Source organism: Hymenobacter arcticus, assembly GCF_054779975.1.
This window is the reverse complement of sequence record NZ_BAAGXF010000004.1, coordinates 334,526-355,088: the sequence shown is the minus strand read 5'-3', so window position 1 is coordinate 355,088 and position 20,563 is coordinate 334,526. Positions and strand designations below refer to the sequence as shown.

Annotated in this window: 20 protein-coding genes; 18 read left to right on the top strand and 2 right to left on the bottom strand. The window is 62.0% G+C overall.

Features of this window, described 5'->3' with window-relative positions; genetic code table 11:
• Positions 1-109: 109 nt before the first annotated feature.
• Positions 110-2,287: a glycosyl hydrolase gene (locus tag ACYVGC_RS10270; RefSeq protein ID WP_460583733.1), complete on the bottom strand. Its 2,178-nt coding sequence runs from the start codon at positions 2,285-2,287 to the stop codon at positions 110-112.
• Positions 2,288-2,454: 167 nt separating this feature from the next.
• Between ACYVGC_RS10270 and ACYVGC_RS10265 the strand changes: the two genes are divergently transcribed.
• The 8 genes from ACYVGC_RS10265 to ACYVGC_RS10230 all read left to right on the top strand — a co-directional run bounded on the left by ACYVGC_RS10265 (position 2,455) and on the right by ACYVGC_RS10230 (position 8,163).
• Complete coding sequence (locus tag ACYVGC_RS10265; protein WP_460583732.1) at positions 2,455-2,838, top strand: low molecular weight protein tyrosine phosphatase family protein; 384 nt, start codon at positions 2,455-2,457, stop codon at positions 2,836-2,838.
• Between the two features lie 53 nt (positions 2,839-2,891).
• Positions 2,892-3,932 (top strand): UDP-3-O-(3-hydroxymyristoyl)glucosamine N-acyltransferase, encoded by a 1,041-nt coding sequence (lpxD, locus tag ACYVGC_RS10260; protein WP_460583731.1) that lies wholly within the window; start codon positions 2,892-2,894, stop codon positions 3,930-3,932.
• Between the two features lie 120 nt (positions 3,933-4,052).
• Positions 4,053-5,450 (top strand): bifunctional UDP-3-O-[3-hydroxymyristoyl] N-acetylglucosamine deacetylase/3-hydroxyacyl-ACP dehydratase, encoded by a 1,398-nt coding sequence (locus tag ACYVGC_RS10255; RefSeq protein ID WP_460583730.1) that lies wholly within the window; start codon positions 4,053-4,055, stop codon positions 5,448-5,450.
• Between the two features lie 108 nt (positions 5,451-5,558).
• Entirely contained in the window at positions 5,559-6,365 is an 807-nt protein-coding gene (gene lpxA, locus ACYVGC_RS10250) for an acyl-ACP--UDP-N-acetylglucosamine O-acyltransferase (protein ID WP_460583729.1), read from the top strand.
• Between the two features lie 68 nt (positions 6,366-6,433).
• A complete protein-coding gene (locus tag ACYVGC_RS10245) occupies positions 6,434-7,066 on the top strand; it encodes an ABC transporter ATP-binding protein (protein WP_460583728.1) in 633 nt (210 codons plus the stop codon).
• Between the two features lie 47 nt (positions 7,067-7,113).
• On the top strand, positions 7,114-7,341 hold the full coding sequence (locus ACYVGC_RS10240) for a hypothetical protein (RefSeq protein ID WP_460583727.1): 228 nt from the start codon (positions 7,114-7,116) through the stop codon (positions 7,339-7,341).
• Positions 7,325-7,699, top strand: coding sequence for a Uma2 family endonuclease (locus ACYVGC_RS10235; RefSeq protein WP_460583726.1), 375 nt, complete (start codon positions 7,325-7,327; stop codon positions 7,697-7,699). The genes ACYVGC_RS10240 and ACYVGC_RS10235 overlap by 17 nt, the downstream gene beginning before the upstream one ends.
• A 107-nt stretch (positions 7,700-7,806) precedes the next feature.
• Positions 7,807-8,163 (top strand): hypothetical protein, encoded by a 357-nt coding sequence (locus tag ACYVGC_RS10230; protein WP_460583725.1) that lies wholly within the window; start codon positions 7,807-7,809, stop codon positions 8,161-8,163.
• A 163-nt stretch (positions 8,164-8,326) separates the two neighbouring features.
• On the opposite strand, the gene ACYVGC_RS10225 is transcribed toward ACYVGC_RS10230, so the two are convergent.
• Positions 8,327-9,133: a DUF4197 domain-containing protein gene (locus ACYVGC_RS10225; protein WP_460583724.1), complete on the bottom strand. Its 807-nt coding sequence runs from the start codon at positions 9,131-9,133 to the stop codon at positions 8,327-8,329.
• Between the two features lie 116 nt (positions 9,134-9,249).
• Between ACYVGC_RS10225 and ACYVGC_RS10220 the strand changes: the two genes are divergently transcribed.
• The 10 genes from ACYVGC_RS10220 (at position 9,250) to paaD (ending at position 20,498) form a co-directional block, all read left to right on the top strand.
• Positions 9,250-10,515: a competence/damage-inducible protein A gene (locus tag ACYVGC_RS10220; RefSeq protein WP_460583723.1), complete on the top strand. Its 1,266-nt coding sequence runs from the start codon at positions 9,250-9,252 to the stop codon at positions 10,513-10,515.
• Between the two features lie 63 nt (positions 10,516-10,578).
• A complete protein-coding gene (locus tag ACYVGC_RS10215; protein ID WP_460583722.1) occupies positions 10,579-10,953 on the top strand; it encodes a hypothetical protein in 375 nt (124 codons plus the stop codon).
• 82 nt (positions 10,954-11,035) lie between these two features.
• Positions 11,036-12,385 carry a phenylacetate--CoA ligase gene (locus ACYVGC_RS10210; protein WP_460583721.1) on the top strand — a complete coding sequence of 450 codons (1,350 nt, stop codon included), beginning with the start codon at positions 11,036-11,038 and terminating at the stop codon, positions 12,383-12,385.
• 172 nt (positions 12,386-12,557) lie between these two features.
• Complete coding sequence (gene paaE / locus ACYVGC_RS10205; RefSeq protein ID WP_460583720.1) at positions 12,558-13,631, top strand: 1,2-phenylacetyl-CoA epoxidase subunit PaaE; 1,074 nt, start codon at positions 12,558-12,560, stop codon at positions 13,629-13,631.
• Between the two features lie 114 nt (positions 13,632-13,745).
• Positions 13,746-14,816 carry an AI-2E family transporter gene (locus ACYVGC_RS10200; RefSeq protein WP_460583719.1) on the top strand — a complete coding sequence of 357 codons (1,071 nt, stop codon included), beginning with the start codon at positions 13,746-13,748 and terminating at the stop codon, positions 14,814-14,816.
• A gap of 90 nt (positions 14,817-14,906) precedes the next feature.
• Positions 14,907-17,657, top strand: coding sequence for a T9SS type A sorting domain-containing protein (locus ACYVGC_RS10195; RefSeq protein WP_460583718.1), 2,751 nt, complete (start codon positions 14,907-14,909; stop codon positions 17,655-17,657).
• A 71-nt stretch (positions 17,658-17,728) separates the two neighbouring features.
• Positions 17,729-18,685, top strand: coding sequence for a 1,2-phenylacetyl-CoA epoxidase subunit PaaA (gene paaA / locus ACYVGC_RS10190; protein WP_460583717.1), 957 nt, complete (start codon positions 17,729-17,731; stop codon positions 18,683-18,685).
• Positions 18,686-18,821: 136 nt separating this feature from the next.
• Complete coding sequence (paaB, locus tag ACYVGC_RS10185) at positions 18,822-19,109, top strand: 1,2-phenylacetyl-CoA epoxidase subunit PaaB (protein WP_133655299.1); 288 nt, start codon at positions 18,822-18,824, stop codon at positions 19,107-19,109.
• An 11-nt stretch (positions 19,110-19,120) separates the two neighbouring features.
• Positions 19,121-19,915, top strand: coding sequence for a 1,2-phenylacetyl-CoA epoxidase subunit PaaC (paaC, locus tag ACYVGC_RS10180; protein ID WP_460583716.1), 795 nt, complete (start codon positions 19,121-19,123; stop codon positions 19,913-19,915).
• A 58-nt stretch (positions 19,916-19,973) separates the two neighbouring features.
• Positions 19,974-20,498, top strand: a complete 525-nt coding sequence (paaD, locus tag ACYVGC_RS10175) for a PaaD family protein (RefSeq protein WP_460583715.1) — start codon at positions 19,974-19,976, stop codon at positions 20,496-20,498.
• The last annotated feature ends 65 nt before the right edge of the window (positions 20,499-20,563 follow it).

Genomic DNA, 20,563 nt, shown 5'->3' with positions numbered 1-20,563 from the left:
GCGTCCCTGCGGCCAACGGCGTTGCTAGTATTGACCAACAAAAAGTCCTTCCCCTTACCTGGCAAACCAGGCAAGGGGAAGGACTTTTTAGTAGGGCCGGCTGGGCAGCCTACCGAATTTGCACGCGCTGGCTTAGCGCCGGCTCATTGGCGGGGCGCACCAGCACCTGGTAGATGCCGGGGGCCACGCCCGCGATGGGCAGTTGCAGCTGGTTGTCGCCGGCCAGCAGGCGCGGGCGCAGCGTAGCCACGCGCTGGCCGAGGCTGTTGACGAGTGTCACCTCTACTTCCTGGCCGGTGGCGAGGCGCAGGCCCAGGTTGAGCGTGTAGCCGTTGGCCGGGTTGGGGTACACCGTGAGGCCGGCGGCCGCGGCGGCCGCGCCGCTTTTGGTGGCCAGCGCCGAACCCTTCCAGTCGGCCAGCTCATCCTTGGTGAGGACGTCGCGGTCGTTGTAGAGGCTGGTGAGGAAGCCTACCGGCTGCTGCCGGATGTAGCTACCCTGCCAGCCGCAAAACCACGACCACCAGGTGGCGTAACCCCGAACCTGGTCGGGGTTGGCCAGGCTTTCGCTCTCGGTAAGGGCTATCAGCTTATTAGGGGCCATGGCCCGCATCGCGGTCCAGTTGCCCGAAATGTTCACGTTGGGGTCAGGCGTCGGGGTCGACTGGTAAATGTCGTCGCCGGCCACATCCACGTAGTCATCGCCTGGGTACCAGCTGGCATCGGGCAGGGCATTGGCCGAGTACACCCACAGCAGGTTGTGCAGCTGGTGGCGGACCGTCAGGCGGGTATACATGAGCTGCCATAGCTTCTTGAAGTTAGCTGCGCCCTGGTTGCCCCACCAGAAAAACGTGCCGGGGGTTTCGTGCAGAGGCCGCCACAGCACGGGGATGTTTGCCGCCTGAAACTTCTTGAGCTGAACGGCAATCAGGTCAATATCTTTCACCAGCAGGCGGTAGTTGGTGCTGGTGGTGTCGGCCAGGGCCGTGGCGAAGTTGAAGTTCGTGTTGGTTGTGTAAAAAGCCCCGCCCGGGTCGCCGGTTGGGTTGGCCGCCGTCACGTTGTCGGCAGGAGCCCGCCAGTGCCATATCAGCGAGGTGATGCCGCGGCCGTTGCCGCTTGGGCTCCAGGTGAGGTAGCGCTCGGCGTCGGTGGACGCCCCGTACCGCGCCACAGCTACCGAGGCGTAGTTGAGCAAATCCATGCTGGCAATGGCCGGCTCCTTGCCGGTGGTAGCCAGCACGTACCTCACCTCCGAGCCGCTGTTGCCATACTGGTCGTCTTGCTGCCCCGACAAGGTTTTGGTGCCGTACAAATCAACGAGGTACGCGTGCAGCGCCTTGGCCGCGGGGGTAGCCAGCGGGTCGGAAAGCTGCTTAACCGGCTTGGACGGCAGCGCTACCGACGTTGCCGTTAGCTGGATGTAGTCGATGCCGTAGTAGCCGTAATTACCGCCAATCGACACGATGTTGACGCCGGCGGGTAGCAGAAAGGTGCCCGCATCGGCGGACATGAAATCAGCCCCGGCCGCAGTTTTTGCCAGCGAAGCCGTGGACCTGGAGTTGTTCACCGTCACGTTGGCCACCTTTAGGTCATAGGGCGACGTGTAGCCGATGTTCATTTTGAAGAGCCCCGCAGTAGGGTTATTGAACACGATATCAACGTGTTTTGCGTCGGTATTGTCGAAGCCCGTGAGGTAGCTGGCGCCAGAAAAGCCCGTGGGCGTAGTAGCCGCGGTCACGCCGCTGAGCACGCCCGCCTCGGCTTCGGCGCGGCCATTCACAAGGGGCACGAGCTGGGCCACGGGCTGCAGCTCGATGTAGTCGATGCCAAAGGTCCCCTGGCTGGCAGCAATGGCCACCTTGTTGTTGGTAGCCGTAAAATTGAACGTGCCCACTGGCAGCGAGCCAAAGCTCGCGCCGGTAGTAGCCAGGGCTTGGGAGCTGGCTATGCGGTTCACCACCACCCGGGCGCTGTTGCTCGCGGTGCTGCCCGCTAGCACGCTGGAAGTGTATCGCACCACCAGGCTGTAAGGGGCGGCCTGGGCTGGGAAGGTGAAAATCAGGCTGTCGGTGCTACTCGCAAAGTCGGCAACGTAGCCGGTACCGGCGTAGCCCGCTACCGTCGTTCTCACGCTGGCACCCTTGAGGGTGGCGCTTTCGGCTTCGAGGCGGATGGTGGTGGCGGCCTGCGCCCAGCCGCGGCCCGGTAGCAGCAGGGCTAGCGGTAGCGCTAAGGCGCCCAGCCAACGGCCGGGCGAGGAGGAAAAGGAGTAAGAACGGGACATAAGATTAAAGCGGCCTGGGTGGGATAAGACGCTCAAAGAGAAGGTCTTTTGAGCTGGCAAAATCTGGCCGGCCGAACAGCCAGATTGTTTGGTAAAAGTAACATAGTCAAAATGTTGCGAGTAATGGAAATCTGTCGTTTCCTTGCATTAAAAACCCACCTGCCGCTTTGATTTCTACGCCACTCCTCCCCCGCCAACTCCTGTTTATATGTAGCCAGAACCGCTGGCGCAGCCTCACCGCCGAGCGCCTCTTCGACGGCCACGTGCACCTGCTGGCCCGCTCGGCGGGCACCGAGCCGGGGGCCCGCGTGCGCGTGGCCGCCGGCCACCTGGGCTGGGCCGACGTCATCTTCGTGATGGAGAAAAAGCACGCCGACCGCCTGCGGGCCAAGTTTGGGGCCGAGCTGCACGGCAAGCCAATTATCAACCTGCGCATTCCCGACAACTACCAGTTTCAGGACCCGGCCCTGGTGGCACTGCTGCGTGAGCGTCTGCAAGCGTACTTCGGGACCACAGATTTAACTGATTTCAGCGGCTGGAACCACAAATAAGCCGTTCTAGCCGCTGAAATCAGTTAAATCTGTGGTCTGTACTTTTGCCCCCTATGAAGTTTACCGTTGCGCAGATTGCCCAGGTGGTGGGCGGCACCGTGGAGGGCAGCGCCGAGGCCCTTGTATCGAGCCTGGCCAAGATTGAAGAGGCCGGCCCCGGCTCCCTCGCGTTTCTGGCGAACGCCAAGTACGAGCCCTTTTTGTACACCACCCAGGCCACTGCCGTTATCGTGAGCCCCGCGCTGGTGCTGCGCCAGCCCGTGGCCGCCGCCCTCGTGCGGGTGGCCGACCCCTACTCGGCCTTTACCAAGCTGCTGGAGTTTTATGCCCAGGCCACGCGCATGGGTAAGCGCGGCGTAGAGCAGCCCAGCTTTATAGGCGAAAACTCGACTATCGGGCTGGGGCACTACCGGGGGGCTTTTTCGTACGTGGGCGAAGGCTGCATACTGGGCGAAAACGTGCTTATTTTTCCGCACGCCTACATCGGCGACCGGGTGCGCATCGGCGACAATTCGGTTGTCCACGCCGGGGCCAAGGTGTACGCCGACACCGTTATTGGCCAGCGCTGCGTCATCAAGGCCGGCGCGGTAGTGGGCAGCGATGGCTTCGGCTTTGCGCCCCAGCCCGACGGCTCCTATAAGGCCATTCCGCAGATTGGCAATGTGGTGCTGGAAGACGATGTGAGCATTGGGGCCAACACCACCGTGGACTGCGCCACCATGGGCAGCACCACCGTGCGGCAGGGCAGCAAAATCGACAACCTCGTGCAACTAGCTCATAATGTGGAGATTGGCAAGCACACCGTTATCGCGGCCCAAACGGGCATTTCCGGCTCCTCCAAAATTGGCGACTACTGCGTGCTAGCCGGGCAGGTGGGCCTGGTGGGCCACATCTCGGTGGCCAACCGCACCTCCCTGGCCGCCAAAACCGGCCTGCAAAGGTCGGTAACCACGGAGGGCCAGTCCCTGCAAGGCTACCCGCCCCTGCCGCTGCGCGACAGCCTGCGCTCCGCCATCATCTACCGCCGCCTGCCCGAGCTGGAGCAGCGCCTCACCGCCCTCGAAAAAAGCCAGCCAGCGCCCGATAAGGCTTAGCTTTGCGGTTGAGTTGGGCTGCTAGCCATTAGCCGTTAGCCGTTAGTCTCTTTACCCGCATCGCAATGGCCCGGCTTTCCCAAAGCTAACAGCTACTAGCCAATAGCTAACAGCTAGATAATGAACGACAAACAACATACCATCAAAGCCCCCGTCACGGTGCGGGGCATCGGGCTGCACACGGGCGCAGAGGCCACCATGACCTTCTGCCCCGCTCCGGTGGGCCACGGCTACAAGTTTCAGCGCGTCGATTTGCCCGGCCAGCCCCTCGTCGATGCCGACGTAGATAACGTGGTGGACCTCTCGCGGGGCACCACCATCGAGCAAAACGGCGCCCGCATCAACACCGTGGAGCACACGCTGGCGGCCCTGGTAGGCTTGCAGCTCGACAACGTGCTTATCCAGCTCAGCGGCCCCGAGCCGCCCATCATGGATGGCTCGTCGTACGAGTTTATCAAGGCCCTCAACGAGGTGGGCTTTGAGGAGCAGAACGCGCTGCGCAACTACTACGAGATTCCCGACACCATCCGCTACATGGACAATGCGCGGGGCGTGGAGATTGCGGCCCTACCGCTGGCCGACTACCGCCTCACGGTAATGGTAGACTACAACTCGCCGGTGCTGGGCTCGCAGCACGCCACGCTCACCGACATCAAGCAGTTTGAGAGCGAAATTGCCTCGTCGCGCACGTTTTGCTTTCTGCACGAGCTGGAGCAGCTCTACAAGTCCAACCTCATCAAGGGCGGCGACCTCAGCAATGCGATTGTGGTAGTTGACCGCGTGGTGGGCGAAGACGAGCTCGATGAGCTGGCCGCCATGCTGGGCAAGCCCAAGGTGTCGGTGAAGAAGGAAGGCATCCTCAACAACGTGGACCTGCGCTATAAAAACGAGCCGGCCCGCCACAAGCTGCTCGACCTCGTGGGCGACCTTGCCCTGGTGGGCCGCCCCCTGAAAGGCCAGATTCTGGCCGCCCGCCCCGGCCACGCCGCCAACGTAGCCTTCGCCAAGCGTATTAAAAAGAAGATGCTGGAAGACCGCACCAGCCCGGTGCCCTTCTACGACCCCAGCCGCACCCCGGTGATGGACATCAACCGCATTATGCAGGTGCTGCCCCATCGCTACCCGTTTTTACTGCTCGACAAAGTCATTCACCTCGACGGCACGTCGGTGACGGCCGTGAAGAACATCACCATGAACGAGCCCTTCTTCCAGGGGCACTTTCCGGGTAACCCCGTGATGCCCGGCGTGATGCAGATTGAAGCCATGGCCCAAACCGGTGGCATTCTGGTAATGAGCACTGTGCCCGACCCCGAAAATTACTGGCAGTACTTTTTGGGCATCGAAAACGCGCGCTTCCGCAAGAAGGTGCTGCCCGGCGACACCATCATTTTTCACTGCCAGCTCACGGCCCCCATCAAGCGCGGCATTGCCAAAATGAAAGGCCAGGCCTTCGTGAATGGTAAAGTAGTGTGCGACGCCGAGATGAGCGCCGCCATCGTTCGCAAGGACAACGTTTAGTTCAATGAACAATTATCAATGAGCAGTGAGCAATTCGCCTGACTTTCGGTGCGTTTTGCCTTTGTTCGATAATTGTTAATTGCTCATTGTTAATTGTTAATTGAAAAAATGCTTTCTCCCCTTGCCCATATCCACCCTGCTGCCCGGCTCGCGCCGGGGGTAACCGTCGAACCGTTTGCCTACATTGCTGGCGACGTGGAGATTGGCGAAAACACCTGGATTGGGCCCAACGCAGTTATCATGGACGGGGCGCGCATCGGGGCCAACTGTCAGATTTTTCCGGGCGCGGTCATTTCGGGCATCCCGCAGGACCTCAAGTTTGCCGGCGAGGTAACTACCGCACACATTGGCGATTACAGCGTGCTGCGCGAGTGCGTGACCGTGAACCGCGGCACCGTGGACCGCGGCCGCACGGTGGTGGGCAGCCACTGCCTGTTGCAGGCCTACGTGCACATTGCCCACGACTGCCTGGTGGGCGACCACTGCGTGATTTCCAACGCCACCCAAATGGCGGGCCATGTGCAGGTGGGCGACTGGGCCATTATTGGTGGCACCACGGCCATCCATCAGTTTACCAACATTGGGTCGCACGCGTTCATCGCTGGCGGCTCGCTGGTGCGCAAAGACGTGCCACCCTTCGTGAAGGCCGCCCGCGAGCCCCTCACCTACGCCGGCGTGAATTCAGTAGGGCTGCGCCGCCGGGGCTTTGGCGAAGAGCAGGTCAATGCCATCCACGAGATGTACCGCACGCTGTACCTCAGCGGCTTACCCATGCAGGATGCCCTCAGCCGCATCGAAACCGAGCTGCCCGCCCTGCCCGAGCGCGACCAAGTAGTGGAGTTTATACGTTCGGCCGCGCGCGGCATCATCAAAGGCCCGACCCGCGGCGCACTGCTCGAAGAAGGCATTGACTAACTCGTTGAGCTGCTTGCTTCTAGTGGGTATCTTTTGCCTGCCAGCTAAAAGCAAGCAGCTACCAGCTAATGGCTTTACAAATTGACGCCCAAAACCTGGGCCGCCGCTACGGCCGCCAATGGATATTTCGGCAGCTGAGCCACGCGTTTCAGCCTGGTACGGCTACGGCCATTCTGGGGCCCAACGGCGCGGGCAAAAGTACGCTGCTAAGTATTTTGGCTGGGCAGTTGCTACCTAGCGAGGGCACGGTAAGCTACGAGTGGGCCATTAGTGGGAAATCGCTACCCATAACGGAGGTGCCGCGCCAGCTGGCCTACTGTGCGCCTTATCTGGAGTTGCCCGAAGACTTCACCTTGCTGGAGTTGCTGGCCTTTCATACCAGGCTCAAACCACTGCAACCCGGGGTGTCAGTCACTGACCTGGTTGAAATCATGTACTTGCAGAAGGCGCGCCACCAGCCGGTGCGCACGTTCTCGTCGGGCATGAAGCAGCGCCTCAAGCTGGGGCTGGCCTTGTATGCGGCCGCCCCGCTGCTGCTGCTGGATGAGCCCACCACCAACCTCGACGCCCAGGGCGCGGCCTGGTACCTGGAGCACGTGGCCCGCGTGCGCGACGCCGGCCGGCTGGTTATTGTATCGTCCAACGTGCCAGCCGAATATGCCTTTTGCGAAGCACAGGTGCTGATTACCGACTTCCAGTAGGAGCTATTGACTGCTGCTTACTTTTGAGTAAATCCTATCTCAGTGCCATGTCTGCCCTCCGCCAATCTGAGTTCACCCCTGTTTCGCCCGAAGAGTACCTGGCTGCTGAGCGGGCAGCCACGTTCAAGAGCGAGTATTACCAAGGCCAGGTATACGCGATGGCCGGTGCCAGCTATGCGCACAACTTGGTGGACCTGAATACCGCTACGGTACTCAACCTCGCTCTGCGCGCGCGACTGCACGGTACAAATAAGCGATATGCGGCTACAAATTAAGGAAAACGGGCTTTATACCTATCCCGACTTGTCGGTGGTTTGCGGGTCGCCCCAGTTCGCGCCCGATAAGTACCTAGATACCTTGCTAAACCCCGTGATGCTGGCCGAGGTTATTTCCATGAGCACGGGGGAGTACGACCGCGTAGGCAAATTCATCCTTTATAAGGATATTCCTACCCTGCGCCATTACCTGCTCATCGAGAGCACGCAAGCCATAGTACGCTTGGCGAGCTGGCGCGAGCCCAAGGTATGGGCCTTCGAGACTTTTGAAGGGTTGGCCGCCGTGGTACCGCTGCCGGCCTTGGGCCTGGAGCTACCCCTGGCCGAAATCTACCGTAGAGTGCCGCTGCCCGGCTAGCCAATTGGTTTTAGGAGGCTGCCGGGCCCAACCCTATTTCGCCGCTGCCCGTATCTTCGCAGCGCTTTTAAAACCTCATTTAATTACTCTCTATTGCCCTTTTTGGTATGCGACAGTACGATAACCTAGACGACGACGCCCTCGACGACGATGATAACCTCGACGCTTACGCCCGCACGGGCGGCGCCAAAACCAAAGGCTCGGGCGAAGACCAGCTGTCGGCTAAATACGCCGACTACCTGATGTGGTGCGATACTGGCTCCTCGCACGACGAGGCGCTCGACCTCGCCTCCATGACCGAAGAAGAATTTACCACTGCCCAGGCCGCCGAAGACCCCGACGGCAGCAGCGGCCTTAGCCCCCTCGACGACGAGGACGACCTTGATGCGGAGGACGACGACGATGCGTTCGGCGGCAGCTCGCGCAGCCGCGGCCGCGGCGATGACTACGACAGCGATTACTAGAGTAGGTAATAGTGGGCTGTAAAGCCTTAATAAAGAACGTCATGCTGAGCTTGCCGAAGCCTCTCTACTGCGCCGCTAGGGTTACTAACCTACTGGCGTGGTAGAGATGCTTCGGCAAGCTCAGCATGACGTTCTTTTTTAGAGCCTTACAGCCTAATCTTACCTACTTACCGCCAAACACGCGCTTGAGGATGGCTGACGACTGCGCGGCCGGGTTCTGGCGGATTTTAGCTTCCTGCTGGGCCAGTAGCACAAAGAGGCCGTCCACGGTTTGGGCCGTGACGTAGTCGGTGAGGTTGTTTTTGGCGGGCGTCATCAGCGGAATCTTGTTGTAGCGGTCGATGAGCTTGCCGTAGGCGGCGTTGGCGCCCACTTGGTCGAGGCTCTGCACGATGCTGGGGCGCAGGGCGGCGTTGAGGGCCGTTTCCGAGTTTTTGCGCAGCAGCTGGGTAGCGGCATCCTTGCTGCCGCTGGTCACGAGCGAAAGCGCATCGGGGAGCGAGAGGTTTTGCAACGCATTGAGGAATATGTCTTTAGCAGCGGGCGCGGCGGCTTCGGCGGCACGGTTCATGAGGTTGGTGGCTTGCTCCACGGCTTGCTTGCCCAGCGGGCCGGGCAGCGAGTTGAGCGTGGTGGCCACGAGCTGCGCATCGGGCGGGAAGGGAATGCGGATATCGTCGTTCAGGTTGAAGCCGTCGGGCTCGGACGCGAAAGCCACGGCCTTGGTGATGCCGGTAGTGAGGGCCTCGCGCAAGCCGGTGCTGGCTTCGGCTTCGGTGAGGGGCGCCACGGGCACGGGGGCCGGCGCGGGCGCCGCTACGGTTTTGGTGGTAGTCGTCTTTTTAACGGGGGCTTTTACCGCCGCTTTCTTGACGACGGTGGTTTTTTTGGTGGTAGTAGCTTTTTTGGTGGTTTGGGCCAGGGCCGGGGCGGCGCTGCAAAGGGCCAGCGCCAGGAGTAGATTTTTCATGCAGGGAAAAGAGAAAAAGCGGGGCCTGAAAACCGGACGGCCCGTATAGCTGTCCTGCGAGCACCGCGCCGCAAAGTTCTCCCTAAAACCCGGCCAAACTATTCTATTCCTTCTCGATGGACGTTGAAATCATGACAATCGGCGACGAGCTGCTCTATGGGCAGGTCGTGGATACCAATTCGGCCTTTATGGGCCAGCAGCTGGGCCGCCTGGGCCTGCGCGTGCGCCAGATAACGAGCGTGAGCGACCGCGCCGACGAGATAGTGGCCGCCCTCGACCAGGCCCGCCAGCGCGTCAGCGTCATCTTGATGACCGGCGGCCTCGGCCCCACCAAAGACGACCTCACCAAGCACGTACTGGCCCGCTACTTCGGCCGCGAGCTGGTAGAGCACGCGCCTACGCTGCGCCACGTGGAGGAGATATTCCGACGCTTCAACCGCCCCATGCTCGACGTGAACCGCCAGCAGGCGATGGTGCCCGCCGGCACCGAGGTGCTGCACAACGCCGTGGGCACCGCGCCCGGCATGTGGATAGAAGATGCTGGCACCGTGTTTATTAGCATGCCCGGCGTACCCTTCGAAATGAAAAAGCTGATGACCGATGAAGTGCTGCCCAAGCTCCAGGCCAAGTTTCAGCTCGCCCCTATCGAACACGTGGTGGTGATGACGGCCGGCCTGGGCGAGTCGTTTCTGGCCGAGAAAATCAAGGACTGGGAAAGCGCCCTGCCACCCAATATTAAGCTGGCCTACCTGCCCAGCCTGGGCAGCGTGCGCCTGCGCCTCACCGGCACCGCCGACGGCCAGGGCGACTTGCGCCCCCGCATGCTGGCCCTGCTGCCCGCCCTGCGCGAACGCATAGGCAGCTACATTTTTGCCGAGGAAGACTCGCCGCTGGAAGTGGTAGTGGGCCAGCTACTTAAAGCCAAAAACTGGCAGCTCGGCACCGCCGAAAGCTGCACCGGCGGCGCGGTAGCCCAGCGCCTTACCAGCGTACCAGGCAGCTCGGCCTACTTCCGCGGCAGCGTAGTGGCGTATGATAATGATTTGAAAGAAAGCATGTTAGGCGTAAATGCCGAAACGCTGGGCGAGCACGGCGCGGTGAGCGAAGCTACCGTGCGCGAAATGGCCGAGGGCGCCCGCGCCCGCCTGGGCTGCGATGTGGCCCTGGCCACCAGTGGCATTGCCGGCCCCGGCGGCGGCACGCCGCTCAAGCCGGTGGGCACCATTTTCATCGCCTGCGCTACCCCGGCCGGCACCGTGAGCCGCCAAATCAGCATTGACCGCGGCCGCCAGACCAACATTGAGTACACCACCCAGGCCGTGCTCATTTTGCTGTGGCAGCAGCTGGCGGGCCATAAGGAAGCGGAGCTGCTGAAGATTTAACTTCCGCCGCTGCCCAGCCCTACGCACCCGCCCCAACAGCCGCGAAAAGTAACTTGCGTCTCTATGACCAAGCTACTTTTCGCGGCCGCGCTGCTGCTGGCCAGCACCCACCCCAGCTTTGCCCAGAGCCGCGACACGGCTTTTGCGGTGCACAAGTTGTTTGTGCAAAAACGTGGGCACGGCGTGCACACAGCCGGGGCCGGGGCCAGCCTGGCCACCGAGGCCGCAACCCTGCGCGGGGCCATCATTGGTAGCGTGGTGGGCGCGGCGCCGGTAGTGGTGGGGCTGGCCCAGGCCGGCCGCTACAGCCCCGAGCGCGAGCAGGCCGTTTTGAGTGGCTACGCGGCCGGCGCGGCCATTCCGGCTGATGTGCGGCACGCGCTGCGCCGCAAGTATTTTCACCGCTCGGCAACGGATGTGGCCAGCGAGCGGCGGTAGCGCTGGGGAAGACAGGGCTATTAACAAACGTTCGTTAGTTTTGCGGTGTTAGGCTGACTATCTCTCCTACCCTAGCCCTGCCATGCTCTTCCAACCCGACATCGAGCGGCTGCCCTTACCCCAGCTGCGCGCCCTGCAAAACGCCCGGCTCCAAGAGCAAGTGGCTTACCTGGCGGCGCGGGTGCCGTTCTACCAACGCAAGTTTGCTGAGGCGGGCATCAACCCCGCCACCTTTCGTGGGCTGGCGGATTTGCCCAAGCTGGGCTTCACGAAGAAGGCTGATTTTCGGAATAATTACCCCTTCGGCCTGTTTGCGGTGCCCGAGGCCGAGGTGGCGCGGCTGCACTGCTCCAGCGGCACCACGGGCAAGGCCACGGTGGTGGGCTACTCGGCCGGCGACCTCGCTATTTTCTCGGAAGTAGTGGCCCGCTCGCTGGCCGCCGCAGGCTGCCGGCCGGGCATGAAATTGCAGAATGCCTACGGCTATGGTCTCTTCACGGGCGGCCTGGGTATCCACTACGGGGCCGAGCGGCTGGGCCTCACGGTCATTCCGGTATCGGGCGGTAGCACCGACCGCCAGCTGCAACTGTTGCAGGATTTTCGACCTGAAATCATCTGTGCCACACCCTCCTACGCCCAGGTGCTGGCCGAGGAAATGCAGCGGCGCAGCATCGCTCCGGAGGCCATTAACCTCCAGCTGGCCGTGCTCGGCGCCGAGCCCTGGACGGAGGCCATCCGCCAGCAGGTGCAGGGGGGCCTGCACGTGGCGGCCACCAACATCTACGGCCTCAGCGAAATACTCGGACCCGGCATCTCGCAGGAAGACGTGGACGAGCGCGGTACCGGCAGCTACATCTGGGAAGACCACTTTTACCCCGAAGTGGTGGACAAAGACACCGGCGAGCCCGTAGCCGAAGGTGAGTTTGGCGTATTGGTTTTCAGTACGTTGACCAAGAAAGCCATGCCCATTCTGCGCTACTGGACGGGCGATATCACCAACATCTACTACGACCACTCGGTGAAGCGCACCCACGTGAAAATGGGCCCCATCCGGGGCCGGGCTGATGATATGCTCATCATTCGGGGAGTCAATTTTTTCCCCACGCAGGTTGAGGACATCATCAATGGCCTGGCGCACGCCAGCCCGCACTATCAGGTAGTGGCCACCCGCCGCGGCAGCCTCGACGAGGTGGAAGTGAATGTGGAAGTAGCCGAAACCCTGCTGCGCGAGCTGGGTCTGGCCAGGGCCACCCTCACCGCCGAGCACCTGGCGCAGCACGAGTGCCTGCGCCAGCTCCAAGGCAGCTTCGCCAAAAAAATAAAGGATAACATCGGCCTCAGCATGCGGGTCAACTTACTGGGCTGTGGGCAGTTGCCCCGCAGCGAAGGCGGCAAGCTGAACCGGGTGAAGGACTTGCGGGAGGTGAAGTAACTAGGAGTTTCTGAGTTGAAAAAAGAACGTCATGCCTATCTGGCGTCCGCTTGCCGAAGCATCTCTACCACGCCGTGAAAATCAGTAACCTAAGCGGCGTGGTAGAGATGCTTCGACAAGCGGACGCCAGATAAGCATGACAACGATTAGTACATATCGTAAAATACACTAAATGAGTCGTTTCCATAAATTAGTTATTAAGAGCGTGACCCGCGAAACGCCCGACTGCGTGTCGCTTTCCTTCGAGGTGCCGGCCGAGCTGCGCGAGGCGTTCAGCTACCAGCCCGGCCAATACCTGACCCTGCGCCGCGAGCACCAGGGCGAGGAGCTGCGCCGCAGCTACTCGCTGTGCAGCAGCCCGTTGGACAACGAGTGGCGCGTGGCCATCAAGAAGGTGCCCGACGGTCGCTTCTCGACCCTGGCCGTGGACGACGGCCTGCGCCCCGGCGACACCCTCGACGTGATGCCGCCGCAGGGCCGCTTCACGGCCAGCCTGCACCCCACGCAGGCCAAAAGCTACGCGCTGTTTGCGGCCGGCAGCGGCATCACGCCCATTCTGAGCATCGCCAAGACGATTTTGCTAACCGAGCCGGCCAGCCGGGTGTATTTGGTGTATGGCAACCGGGGGCGCAACTCCATTATTTTCAAGGAACAGATTGAGGGCCTGAAGAATAAGTTTGTGCAGCGCCTGAGCGTGTTTCACGTGCTGAGCCGCGAGCAGGGCGACAGCGACCTGTTTTTTGGCCGCCTCGACTATCCCAAAACTGTCCAGCTGCTGCAAACGGCGCTGCCCGCCGCCCGCCTCGACGAGTGCTTCATCTGCGGCCCCGAGGAGATGATTCACGGCGTGAAACAGGCCCTTACCGAAGCCGGCGTAGCCCCCGAAGCCATTCACTTTGAGTTGTTCGCCTCCGCTGGTGGCCCCACCAAACCCAAAACCGTGCGCCCGGTGGGCGACGACGACCAGAAGAGTCAGGTGACTCTGCGCCTCGACGGCCGCGGCTACCGTCTCGACATGTCGTATTATGGTGATACCGTGCTCGATGCAGCCCTGGCCGCCGGCATCGACGCGCCCTACTCGTGCAAAAACGGCATGTGCAGCACCTGCCGCGCCCGCGTCACGGGGGGCACCGCCGCCATGGATGTCAACTACTCGCTCTCCGAAACGGAGGTGGCCAAGGGCTACGTGCTCACCTGCCAGGCGCGGCCCACCACGGCCGAGGTTACTATTGATTTTGACGAGTAGGCAAGGGGCTTGTGGCGCGCTACGGTGCGGTTTTTCGGCCAGCGGGCGGCTTTGGTCGTAAGCCCTTTGCCCACCGGGATGCCGGCCCGGGCGTTGCCTTTCTCCTCCTTACTCATGGACCAACCCGCTACTTCCGCAACTCGCACTTCCTTAACTTCTTACGTGCAGCGCGTGTGCATCGCAGTAGGCATCACCCTGCTGATACTGGCGCTCACGGGCCTGCTGGGCCTGGCCTTTGGCGTGTTTTTACGGCTGCTGGCGGCGCTGCTCATTGCCTTGCCCCTGCGGGCGGGTGGCGCCTGGCTGCACCGCCGCGTGGGCCTACCCGAGGGGCTAGCGGTTGTGCTACTCTCGCTGCTGCTGCTGGCACTGCTGGTGGGCATGGGCTGGCTGTTTTCGGCCAAGCTCAGCGAGCAGGTGAGTGATTTGCAGCAGCAGCTACCCCAGGCCATTCGTAATGCCCAAGCCCGCATCAGCGGCACGGAATGGGGCCAGCGGCTGGCCGGCGAAAACTTCGACTACCGCAAGATTATGGGCGGCACCTCGGAGTGGCTGGGTCGCGCCACGGGCATCTTTTCGACCACTTTCAGCATCCTGGCCGATGGCTACGTGATATTATTTCTGGCCGTGTTTCTGGTTATTCAACCCAAAACCTACCGCCACGGCCTGGTGCTGCTGGTGCCCAAAGCCGGCCGCGCCCGCGCCAACGAGGTACTCGACAAAATCAGCAGTACGCTCGTGAACTGGGTGCTGGCCCGGCTAGCCTCCATGCTTTTTGTGGGGGTACTCACCGTGGTGGGCCTCAGCTTTTTAGGCATGCCGCTGGCGGCGGTGCTGGGGCTGTTTGCGGGCCTAGTTACATTCATTCCCAACATCGGGCCGGTGGTGTCGATGGTGCCGGCGCTACTGCTGGCTTTCTTCAACGGCGGCCCGCACATGGCGCTCTACGTGCTGCTGCTGTACCTGGGCGCCCAAACGCTGGAGAGTGCGGCCGTGTCGCCGGTGTTGCAGCAGCGGCTCATTTCGCTGCCGCCGGCACTCATTTTGGTGGGGCAGCTCATTATTGGCTCGTTTACGGGCTTGCTGGGGCTCACACTGGCCACGCCCATCATCGCTATTTTGACCGTGCTGGTAAAAATGCTGTACGTGCAGGATGTGCTGGGCGATGATACGGTGAAAGTATAGCTAGGCGACCTAACTGTTGAGCTAGTACTTTATGCAACCAAATATTCGTTAATTTGCTATCAGCTAGCAAACTAATGCTACCCGGAACCTATGAAACACCTCTTCCTACTCGCGGGCCGCCTGGGCACGCTGTTAGGCCTGGCCCTGACCTTGCACTTTGCGGCGGCGGCGCAGCCTATCGTCACTGCGCTTGCCCCTACCGCGGCGGCGGCGGGGGCCACGGTAACCATTACCGGCGCGGGCTTTGCCGCCACCCCGGCGCAAAACGCGGTGTATTTCGGTATTGGGCGCGCTACGGTAACGGCGGCCACGGCCACCCAGCTGACGGTGCGGGTACCAGTGGGGGCTTCGTCGGTGGCGCCGGTTACGGTGGCGAACCTGGCAACCCGGCAGCTGGGCTCATCACTGGCTTCGGGCACGCCGTTTTTCACGGTCACGTTTGCCGGGCCAGGGCTGAACGCGAATTCATACCGGGCCACGAGCTACCCGCTGGGCACTTCGCGGGTTGGCTCGTCGGCCCTGGCCACTGCCGATTTCAACGCCGATAACTACCCCGATTTTGCGGTGCTGGCCGATAACAAGCTGAACCTGCTGCTCAGCGACGGGCAGGGCGGCTATGGCCCGCCCCTAACCCTGGAAGCGGGCGCTTCTCCCACTTATCTAAAGGCGGCCGACGTGGATGCCAACGGCGCACCCGACCTGCTGGTGGGCGGCAGCCTGGGGCTGGTGCTGCTGCGCAACCTGGGCAGCGGCAATGGCTTCACCACTGCCCTGCCCCTCGACCTGGGCGGCCCGCGCCGGCTGGATGCGGCCGCCTTCACCATCGACGTGCAGGATATGAACGCGGATGGCTTGCCAGACCTCCTGCTGATTTTGGGCGACCTTAATCCACTAACCGGCTTGGCGCAGCTGGTGGAGCTGCGCAACAACGGCACGGGCTTCGACGCGCCAGCGCTGCTGCTGAGCGAACGGCTGGTGGGGCAGGTAGTGGCTGATTTTACGCGCGATGGCAAGCCCGACGTGTTGGTGCAGGTGCAAGCCAGTACCGCCGCCACCGGCACCCAGCTCCTGGTGCTGGCCCGCAACGCGGCCAACACGGGCTATGACGCGCCGGCCGCCCTACCCGTGGTGCCCCTTTTTCTGGCCGCGGGCGGTGTCCAGCTGGCTGATGTTACCGGTGACAGCCTCCCCGACCTGCTGGGCCTCGACCAGTCGAGCGCCGGCCTGTACGGCATTGCTGAGCTGGTGCGCACGGCCACGGGCTTCACCAAACTAGGGCCATTTAACCTACTGCCAGCCAGCACTATATCTTACCCATTGCCCCAGGCCGTGGCCGACCTCGATGGCAATGGCCTTGTGGATGTGCTGGCCAGCGCCGGGGGCAATTTTGCGGTGCTGCCGGGGCAGGCGGGCGGGGGCCTGGGCCAGCCGCTCACCTTTGGCGCGGCCGGCGCGAAGCTCGTGGCCGGCGACTTCGACCGCGACGGGCGCACCGACGTGGCGACGTTTGATTTTACCACTGGCAGCCTCACGATTTACCACTACACCGGGGCCAGCGCCAACACCAACAACCCGCCCACCCTCAACCCCCTGACCGACCTGACCATCGATGAGGATGCGCCCCAGCAAGCCATTGCCCTCAGCGGCATCAGCAACGGCGGCGAGCCGGGCCAAGCCGTGACGCTTACGGCCGTCAGCTCCAACCCGGCGCTTATTCCCACCCCCACCATCGCCTACTTCAGCCCCACCAGCACCGGTACCCTGCGCCTCAAGCCGGCCCCCGATGCCTTTGGCACCTGCACCATCACCGTTACCGCCGCCGATGGGCAGGCCCAGACCGGGACTATTACCCGCTCGTTCCAGGTCACGGTAAACCCGGTGAACGACGCGCCCACCCTAGACCCCATCCCGGACGTGGTGATTACGACGGCGACTTCAGCTGCCCAATTATCCATTCCGCTTTCTGGTATTACGGCGGGGGCCGCAAATGAGAATCAACTACTTACGTTGAGCTTGGCCTTCACTTGGAATGACCCCAACATTTTTGGCGGCTATAGCAGCAATATCACGTATATCAGCCCAGCTACCACCGGCCGGCTTGATTTTGGACTGGTCGTTACCAATAATACGCCGCGCTTATTGGGTACCCTAATGGTAACCGTCAATGACGGCCAACCGAGTAACAATACCCTCACGCGCACCTTCCGAATCTATTACAATCCCGGAGGCACAGCACCAAATATTCCCTCCAGTCCGCCCACCCTGGATGCTCTCGCTGACCTCACCGCCAACCGCAGCCTCGCCACGCAGCTGCCGGTGGCACTGACCGGCATCACCGATGGCGACCCCAGCCAAGTGCTGCCACTCACGGTAACGGCCGTTAGCTCCGACCCGGATTTGGTGAGCATTGGGGTGCTCAGCTATGCCAGCCCGGCCGCCACGGGTAGCCTGCCCTACACCATCAGCAGCACCCGCGGGGGCACGGCCACGGTGAGCGTCACCGTGCGCAACGGGCAGCCGCAGAACGGCAGCATCCTGCGCTCGTTTCGCATTACGGTGCCCGGCACGGCCGTTGTTACGGCTACAACCGGGACGGCGAGCAACCCCACTTTCAGCCTTTACCCCAATCCCGCCCCCGGCGGCCGCTTTGCGGTAGCAAGCCCGGTAACCGGGCCGCTCGACGTAACCGTGCTGGACCTGACCGGCCGCACGGTGCTGGCCCAGCGGCTGGCGGCGGGCCAGCAGGCGCTGGCCCTGCCGGCTGGCACTGCGCAGGGCGTATACCTGGTACGGGTGCGCACCACCCAGGGCACGGCTACCCGCCGCCTGGTGGTGGAGTAGGGCCGCTCGCTACTTCGCATTCTTTTCTTACCTTTGAAAAACTAACACTTGTTAGTTAGCGTTGAAGCCCTATGGAAACCCTCGCCCAAGACCTCTCCCCCGAAGCCCAGTTTCAGGCGCGCATCGACGCCGACATTCGCATCGAGCCCAAAGACTGGATGCCCGAGGCATACCGAAAAACGCTCATCCGTCAGATTTCGCAACATGCTCATTCTGAGCTAGTTGGCATGCTACCCGAAGGCAACTGGATAACCCGCGCCCCATCGCTCAAGCGTAAATCCATCCTCCTGGCCAAGGTGCAGGACGAGGCGGGCCACGGCCTCTACCTCTACAGCGCCGCCGAAACCCTGGGCACCTCGCGCGACCAGATGCTCGCCGACCTGCACAGTGGCAAGGCCAAATACAGCAGCATTTTCAACTACCCCACCCTCAGCTGGGCCGATATGGGCTGCGTGGGTTGGCTCGTGGACGGCGCGGCCATCCTCAACCAGGTGCCGCTATGCCGCACCAGCTACGGCCCCTACGCCCGGGCCATGGTGCGCGTGTGCAAAGAAGAAAGCTTCCACCAGCGCCAGGGCTTTGAGGTGATGCAAACGCTGTGCGAAGGCTCGGCTGCGCAGAAAGAGATGGCCCAGGAGTCGCTCAACCGCTGGTGGTGGCCCACGCTCATGATGTTTGGCCCCGCCGACGATGCCTCGCCCAACACCGAGCAGAGCATGAAGTGGCGCATCAAGCGCTTCACCAACGATGAGCTGCGCCAGAAATTTGTGGATATGATGGTGCCCCAAGCCGAGTTTCTGGGCCTCACCGTGCCCGATGAAAAAGTGAAGTGGAACGAAGCGCGCCAGGCCTACGACTTCGGCGAGGTGAACTGGGAGGAGTTCTGGGCCGTGGTAAAAGGCAACGGCATGTGCAACCACGAGCGCCTGCAAGCCCGCGTGCAAGCCCACGAAGAAGGTGCCTGGGTGCGCGAAGCCGCTTCGGCCCACGCCGCCAAGCGCGCTGCCCGTGAGGTAGTTGCGGCTTAGGCGACTCAACTGCATTTGTCATTGCGAGCCTGCGAAGCAATCGCACTCGAACGATACCCGTGCCAGTCGTTCGTCCAACGCTCAGGTGCGATTGCTTCGCAGGCTCGCAATGACAAATGGCGCATAATTCACCAACATGAACAACTCCGAATGGCCCCTTTGGGAGGTCTTTATCCGCAGCAAGCAAGGGCTCGACCACAAACACGTGGGTAGCCTGCATGCCGCCGACGCCGCCATGGCTGTGCAAAACGCCCGCGATGTGTACACGCGCCGCCTCGAAGGCGTGAGCATTTGGGTGGTGGAGTCGAAGCACATTCACGCCTCCAACCCCGATGAAGCAGCCGAATTCTTCGACCCGGCCGCCGATAAAGTATACCGGCACCCCACGTTTTACGACGTGCCGGACTCCATTAAGCACATGTAATTCTGCGGTTTATGTCAGCTACCCAGCTTGAAAGTATCGTTGCCCCGGCCGCCACCGCCAACCCGCTGTTTCCCTTTGTGGTGCAGCTGGCTGATACCAGCCTCATCCTGGCGCACCGCCTCTCGGAGTGGTGCGGCCACGGCCCCGTGCTGGAGCAGGATTTGGCCCTGGCCAACATCGCCCTCGACCTGCTGGGTGAGGCCCGCAGCTACTACCAGTACGCCGCCGAGCTCGAAAGCAAGGGCCGCACCGAAGACGACCTCGCCTACCTGCGCAGCGCCGTGGAATACCGCAACCCCCTGCTGGTCGAGCAGCCCAACGGCGACTTTGCCCACACCATGGTGCGGCAGTTTTTATTTGATAACTTTCATTATCAACTACTTAAAGAGCTAAAAAACGGCCCCGATACCCAGCTGGCCGCCATCGCCGAGAAGTCGCTGAAAGAGGCCGCTTACCACCTTAAATGGAGCTCCGAGTGGATAATTCGCCTCGGCGACGGCACCCCCGAGAGCCGCCAGCGCCTCGACAAAGCCATTGCCACCCTCTGGCGCTTTGCGGGCGAACTGACCACGCCCACCGCCACCGAAGCCCAGCTGCAAGACCTAGGTCTGGTGCCCGACTACGCCGCGCTGCTGCCCGCCATGCAGGCCCACCTCACCCACGTGCTGGCTGAGGCCACCGTACCGGAACCCACGGGCGTGTTTGCGCAGCAGGGCGGCAAAAGCGGCCGCCACTCCGAGCACTTGGGCTACCTGCTCACCGAGCTGCAATACATGCAGCGCACCTACCCCGGCCTCACCTGGTAGCTCTTTTTAGCTGTTAGCTGAGAGCTATTAGCTGTTAGCTTTTTATACAAACCGCGCCATGACTGAAAAGCTAACAGCTAACAGCTCTCAGCTAACAGCTAAAACAATCTGGCAGCTGCTGGAAGAAGTGAGCGACCCTGAAGTACCCGTGCTCAGCATTTTGGACCTGGGCATTGTGCGGGCGGTAGCTATTGAGGGTGAGAAGATTATCGTTACCATTACGCCCACCTACTCGGGTTGCCCAGCCATGGGTGCCATTGCCACCGACATCCGGCTGCGGCTGCTGGCCGAAGGGTACAAGCAGGTGGCTATTGTTAACCAAATCAGCCCGGCCTGGACCACCGACTGGATGAGTGCAGCCGGCCGTGCCAAGCTCGAAGAATACGGCATTGCCCCGCCCATTGATGGCACGGCTACTGGCCACGTACTCAACCTGTTTGGTCAGGATACAGCCGTGCGCTGTCCGCTTTGCAAGTCGGCGCACACGCACTTGGTCAGCCAGTTCGGCTCCACGGCCTGCAAGGCGCTGTACCAGTGCGACGACTGCCGCGAGCCGTTCGACTATTTTAAGTGCCACGCCTAGCAGTAGCGCGAAGCTTCTGCTTCATGCGCGAGCGCAGCGAGCAGGCGGCCCCGCGCCAACCCAAC

Coding starts and splice junctions, on each gene's coding strand:
- ACYVGC_RS10210 (WP_460583721.1), top strand. CDS start 11,036: ATGCTCTTCCAACCCGACATCGAGCGGCTGCCCTTACCCCAGCTGCGC.
- paaA (WP_460583717.1), top strand. CDS start 17,729: ATGGAAACCCTCGCCCAAGACCTCTCCCCCGAAGCCCAGTTTCAGGCG.
- paaB (WP_133655299.1), top strand. CDS start 18,822: ATGAACAACTCCGAATGGCCCCTTTGGGAGGTCTTTATCCGCAGCAAG.
- paaD (WP_460583715.1), top strand. CDS start 19,974: ATGACTGAAAAGCTAACAGCTAACAGCTCTCAGCTAACAGCTAAAACA.
- ACYVGC_RS10245 (WP_460583728.1), top strand. CDS start 6,434: ATGGCTTTACAAATTGACGCCCAAAACCTGGGCCGCCGCTACGGCCGC.
- lpxD (WP_460583731.1), top strand. CDS start 2,892: ATGAAGTTTACCGTTGCGCAGATTGCCCAGGTGGTGGGCGGCACCGTG.
- ACYVGC_RS10270 (WP_460583733.1), bottom strand. CDS start 2,287: ATGTCCCGTTCTTACTCCTTTTCCTCCTCGCCCGGCCGTTGGCTGGGC.
- lpxA (WP_460583729.1), top strand. CDS start 5,559: ATGCTTTCTCCCCTTGCCCATATCCACCCTGCTGCCCGGCTCGCGCCG.
- ACYVGC_RS10225 (WP_460583724.1), bottom strand. CDS start 9,133: ATGAAAAATCTACTCCTGGCGCTGGCCCTTTGCAGCGCCGCCCCGGCC.
- ACYVGC_RS10255 (WP_460583730.1), top strand. CDS start 4,053: ATGAACGACAAACAACATACCATCAAAGCCCCCGTCACGGTGCGGGGC.
- ACYVGC_RS10230 (WP_460583725.1), top strand. CDS start 7,807: ATGCGACAGTACGATAACCTAGACGACGACGCCCTCGACGACGATGAT.
- ACYVGC_RS10240 (WP_460583727.1), top strand. CDS start 7,114: ATGTCTGCCCTCCGCCAATCTGAGTTCACCCCTGTTTCGCCCGAAGAG.
- paaE (WP_460583720.1), top strand. CDS start 12,558: ATGAGTCGTTTCCATAAATTAGTTATTAAGAGCGTGACCCGCGAAACG.
- ACYVGC_RS10235 (WP_460583726.1), top strand. CDS start 7,325: ATGCGGCTACAAATTAAGGAAAACGGGCTTTATACCTATCCCGACTTG.
- ACYVGC_RS10195 (WP_460583718.1), top strand. CDS start 14,907: ATGAAACACCTCTTCCTACTCGCGGGCCGCCTGGGCACGCTGTTAGGC.
- ACYVGC_RS10200 (WP_460583719.1), top strand. CDS start 13,746: ATGGACCAACCCGCTACTTCCGCAACTCGCACTTCCTTAACTTCTTAC.
- ACYVGC_RS10215 (WP_460583722.1), top strand. CDS start 10,579: ATGACCAAGCTACTTTTCGCGGCCGCGCTGCTGCTGGCCAGCACCCAC.
- ACYVGC_RS10220 (WP_460583723.1), top strand. CDS start 9,250: ATGGACGTTGAAATCATGACAATCGGCGACGAGCTGCTCTATGGGCAG.
- paaC (WP_460583716.1), top strand. CDS start 19,121: ATGTCAGCTACCCAGCTTGAAAGTATCGTTGCCCCGGCCGCCACCGCC.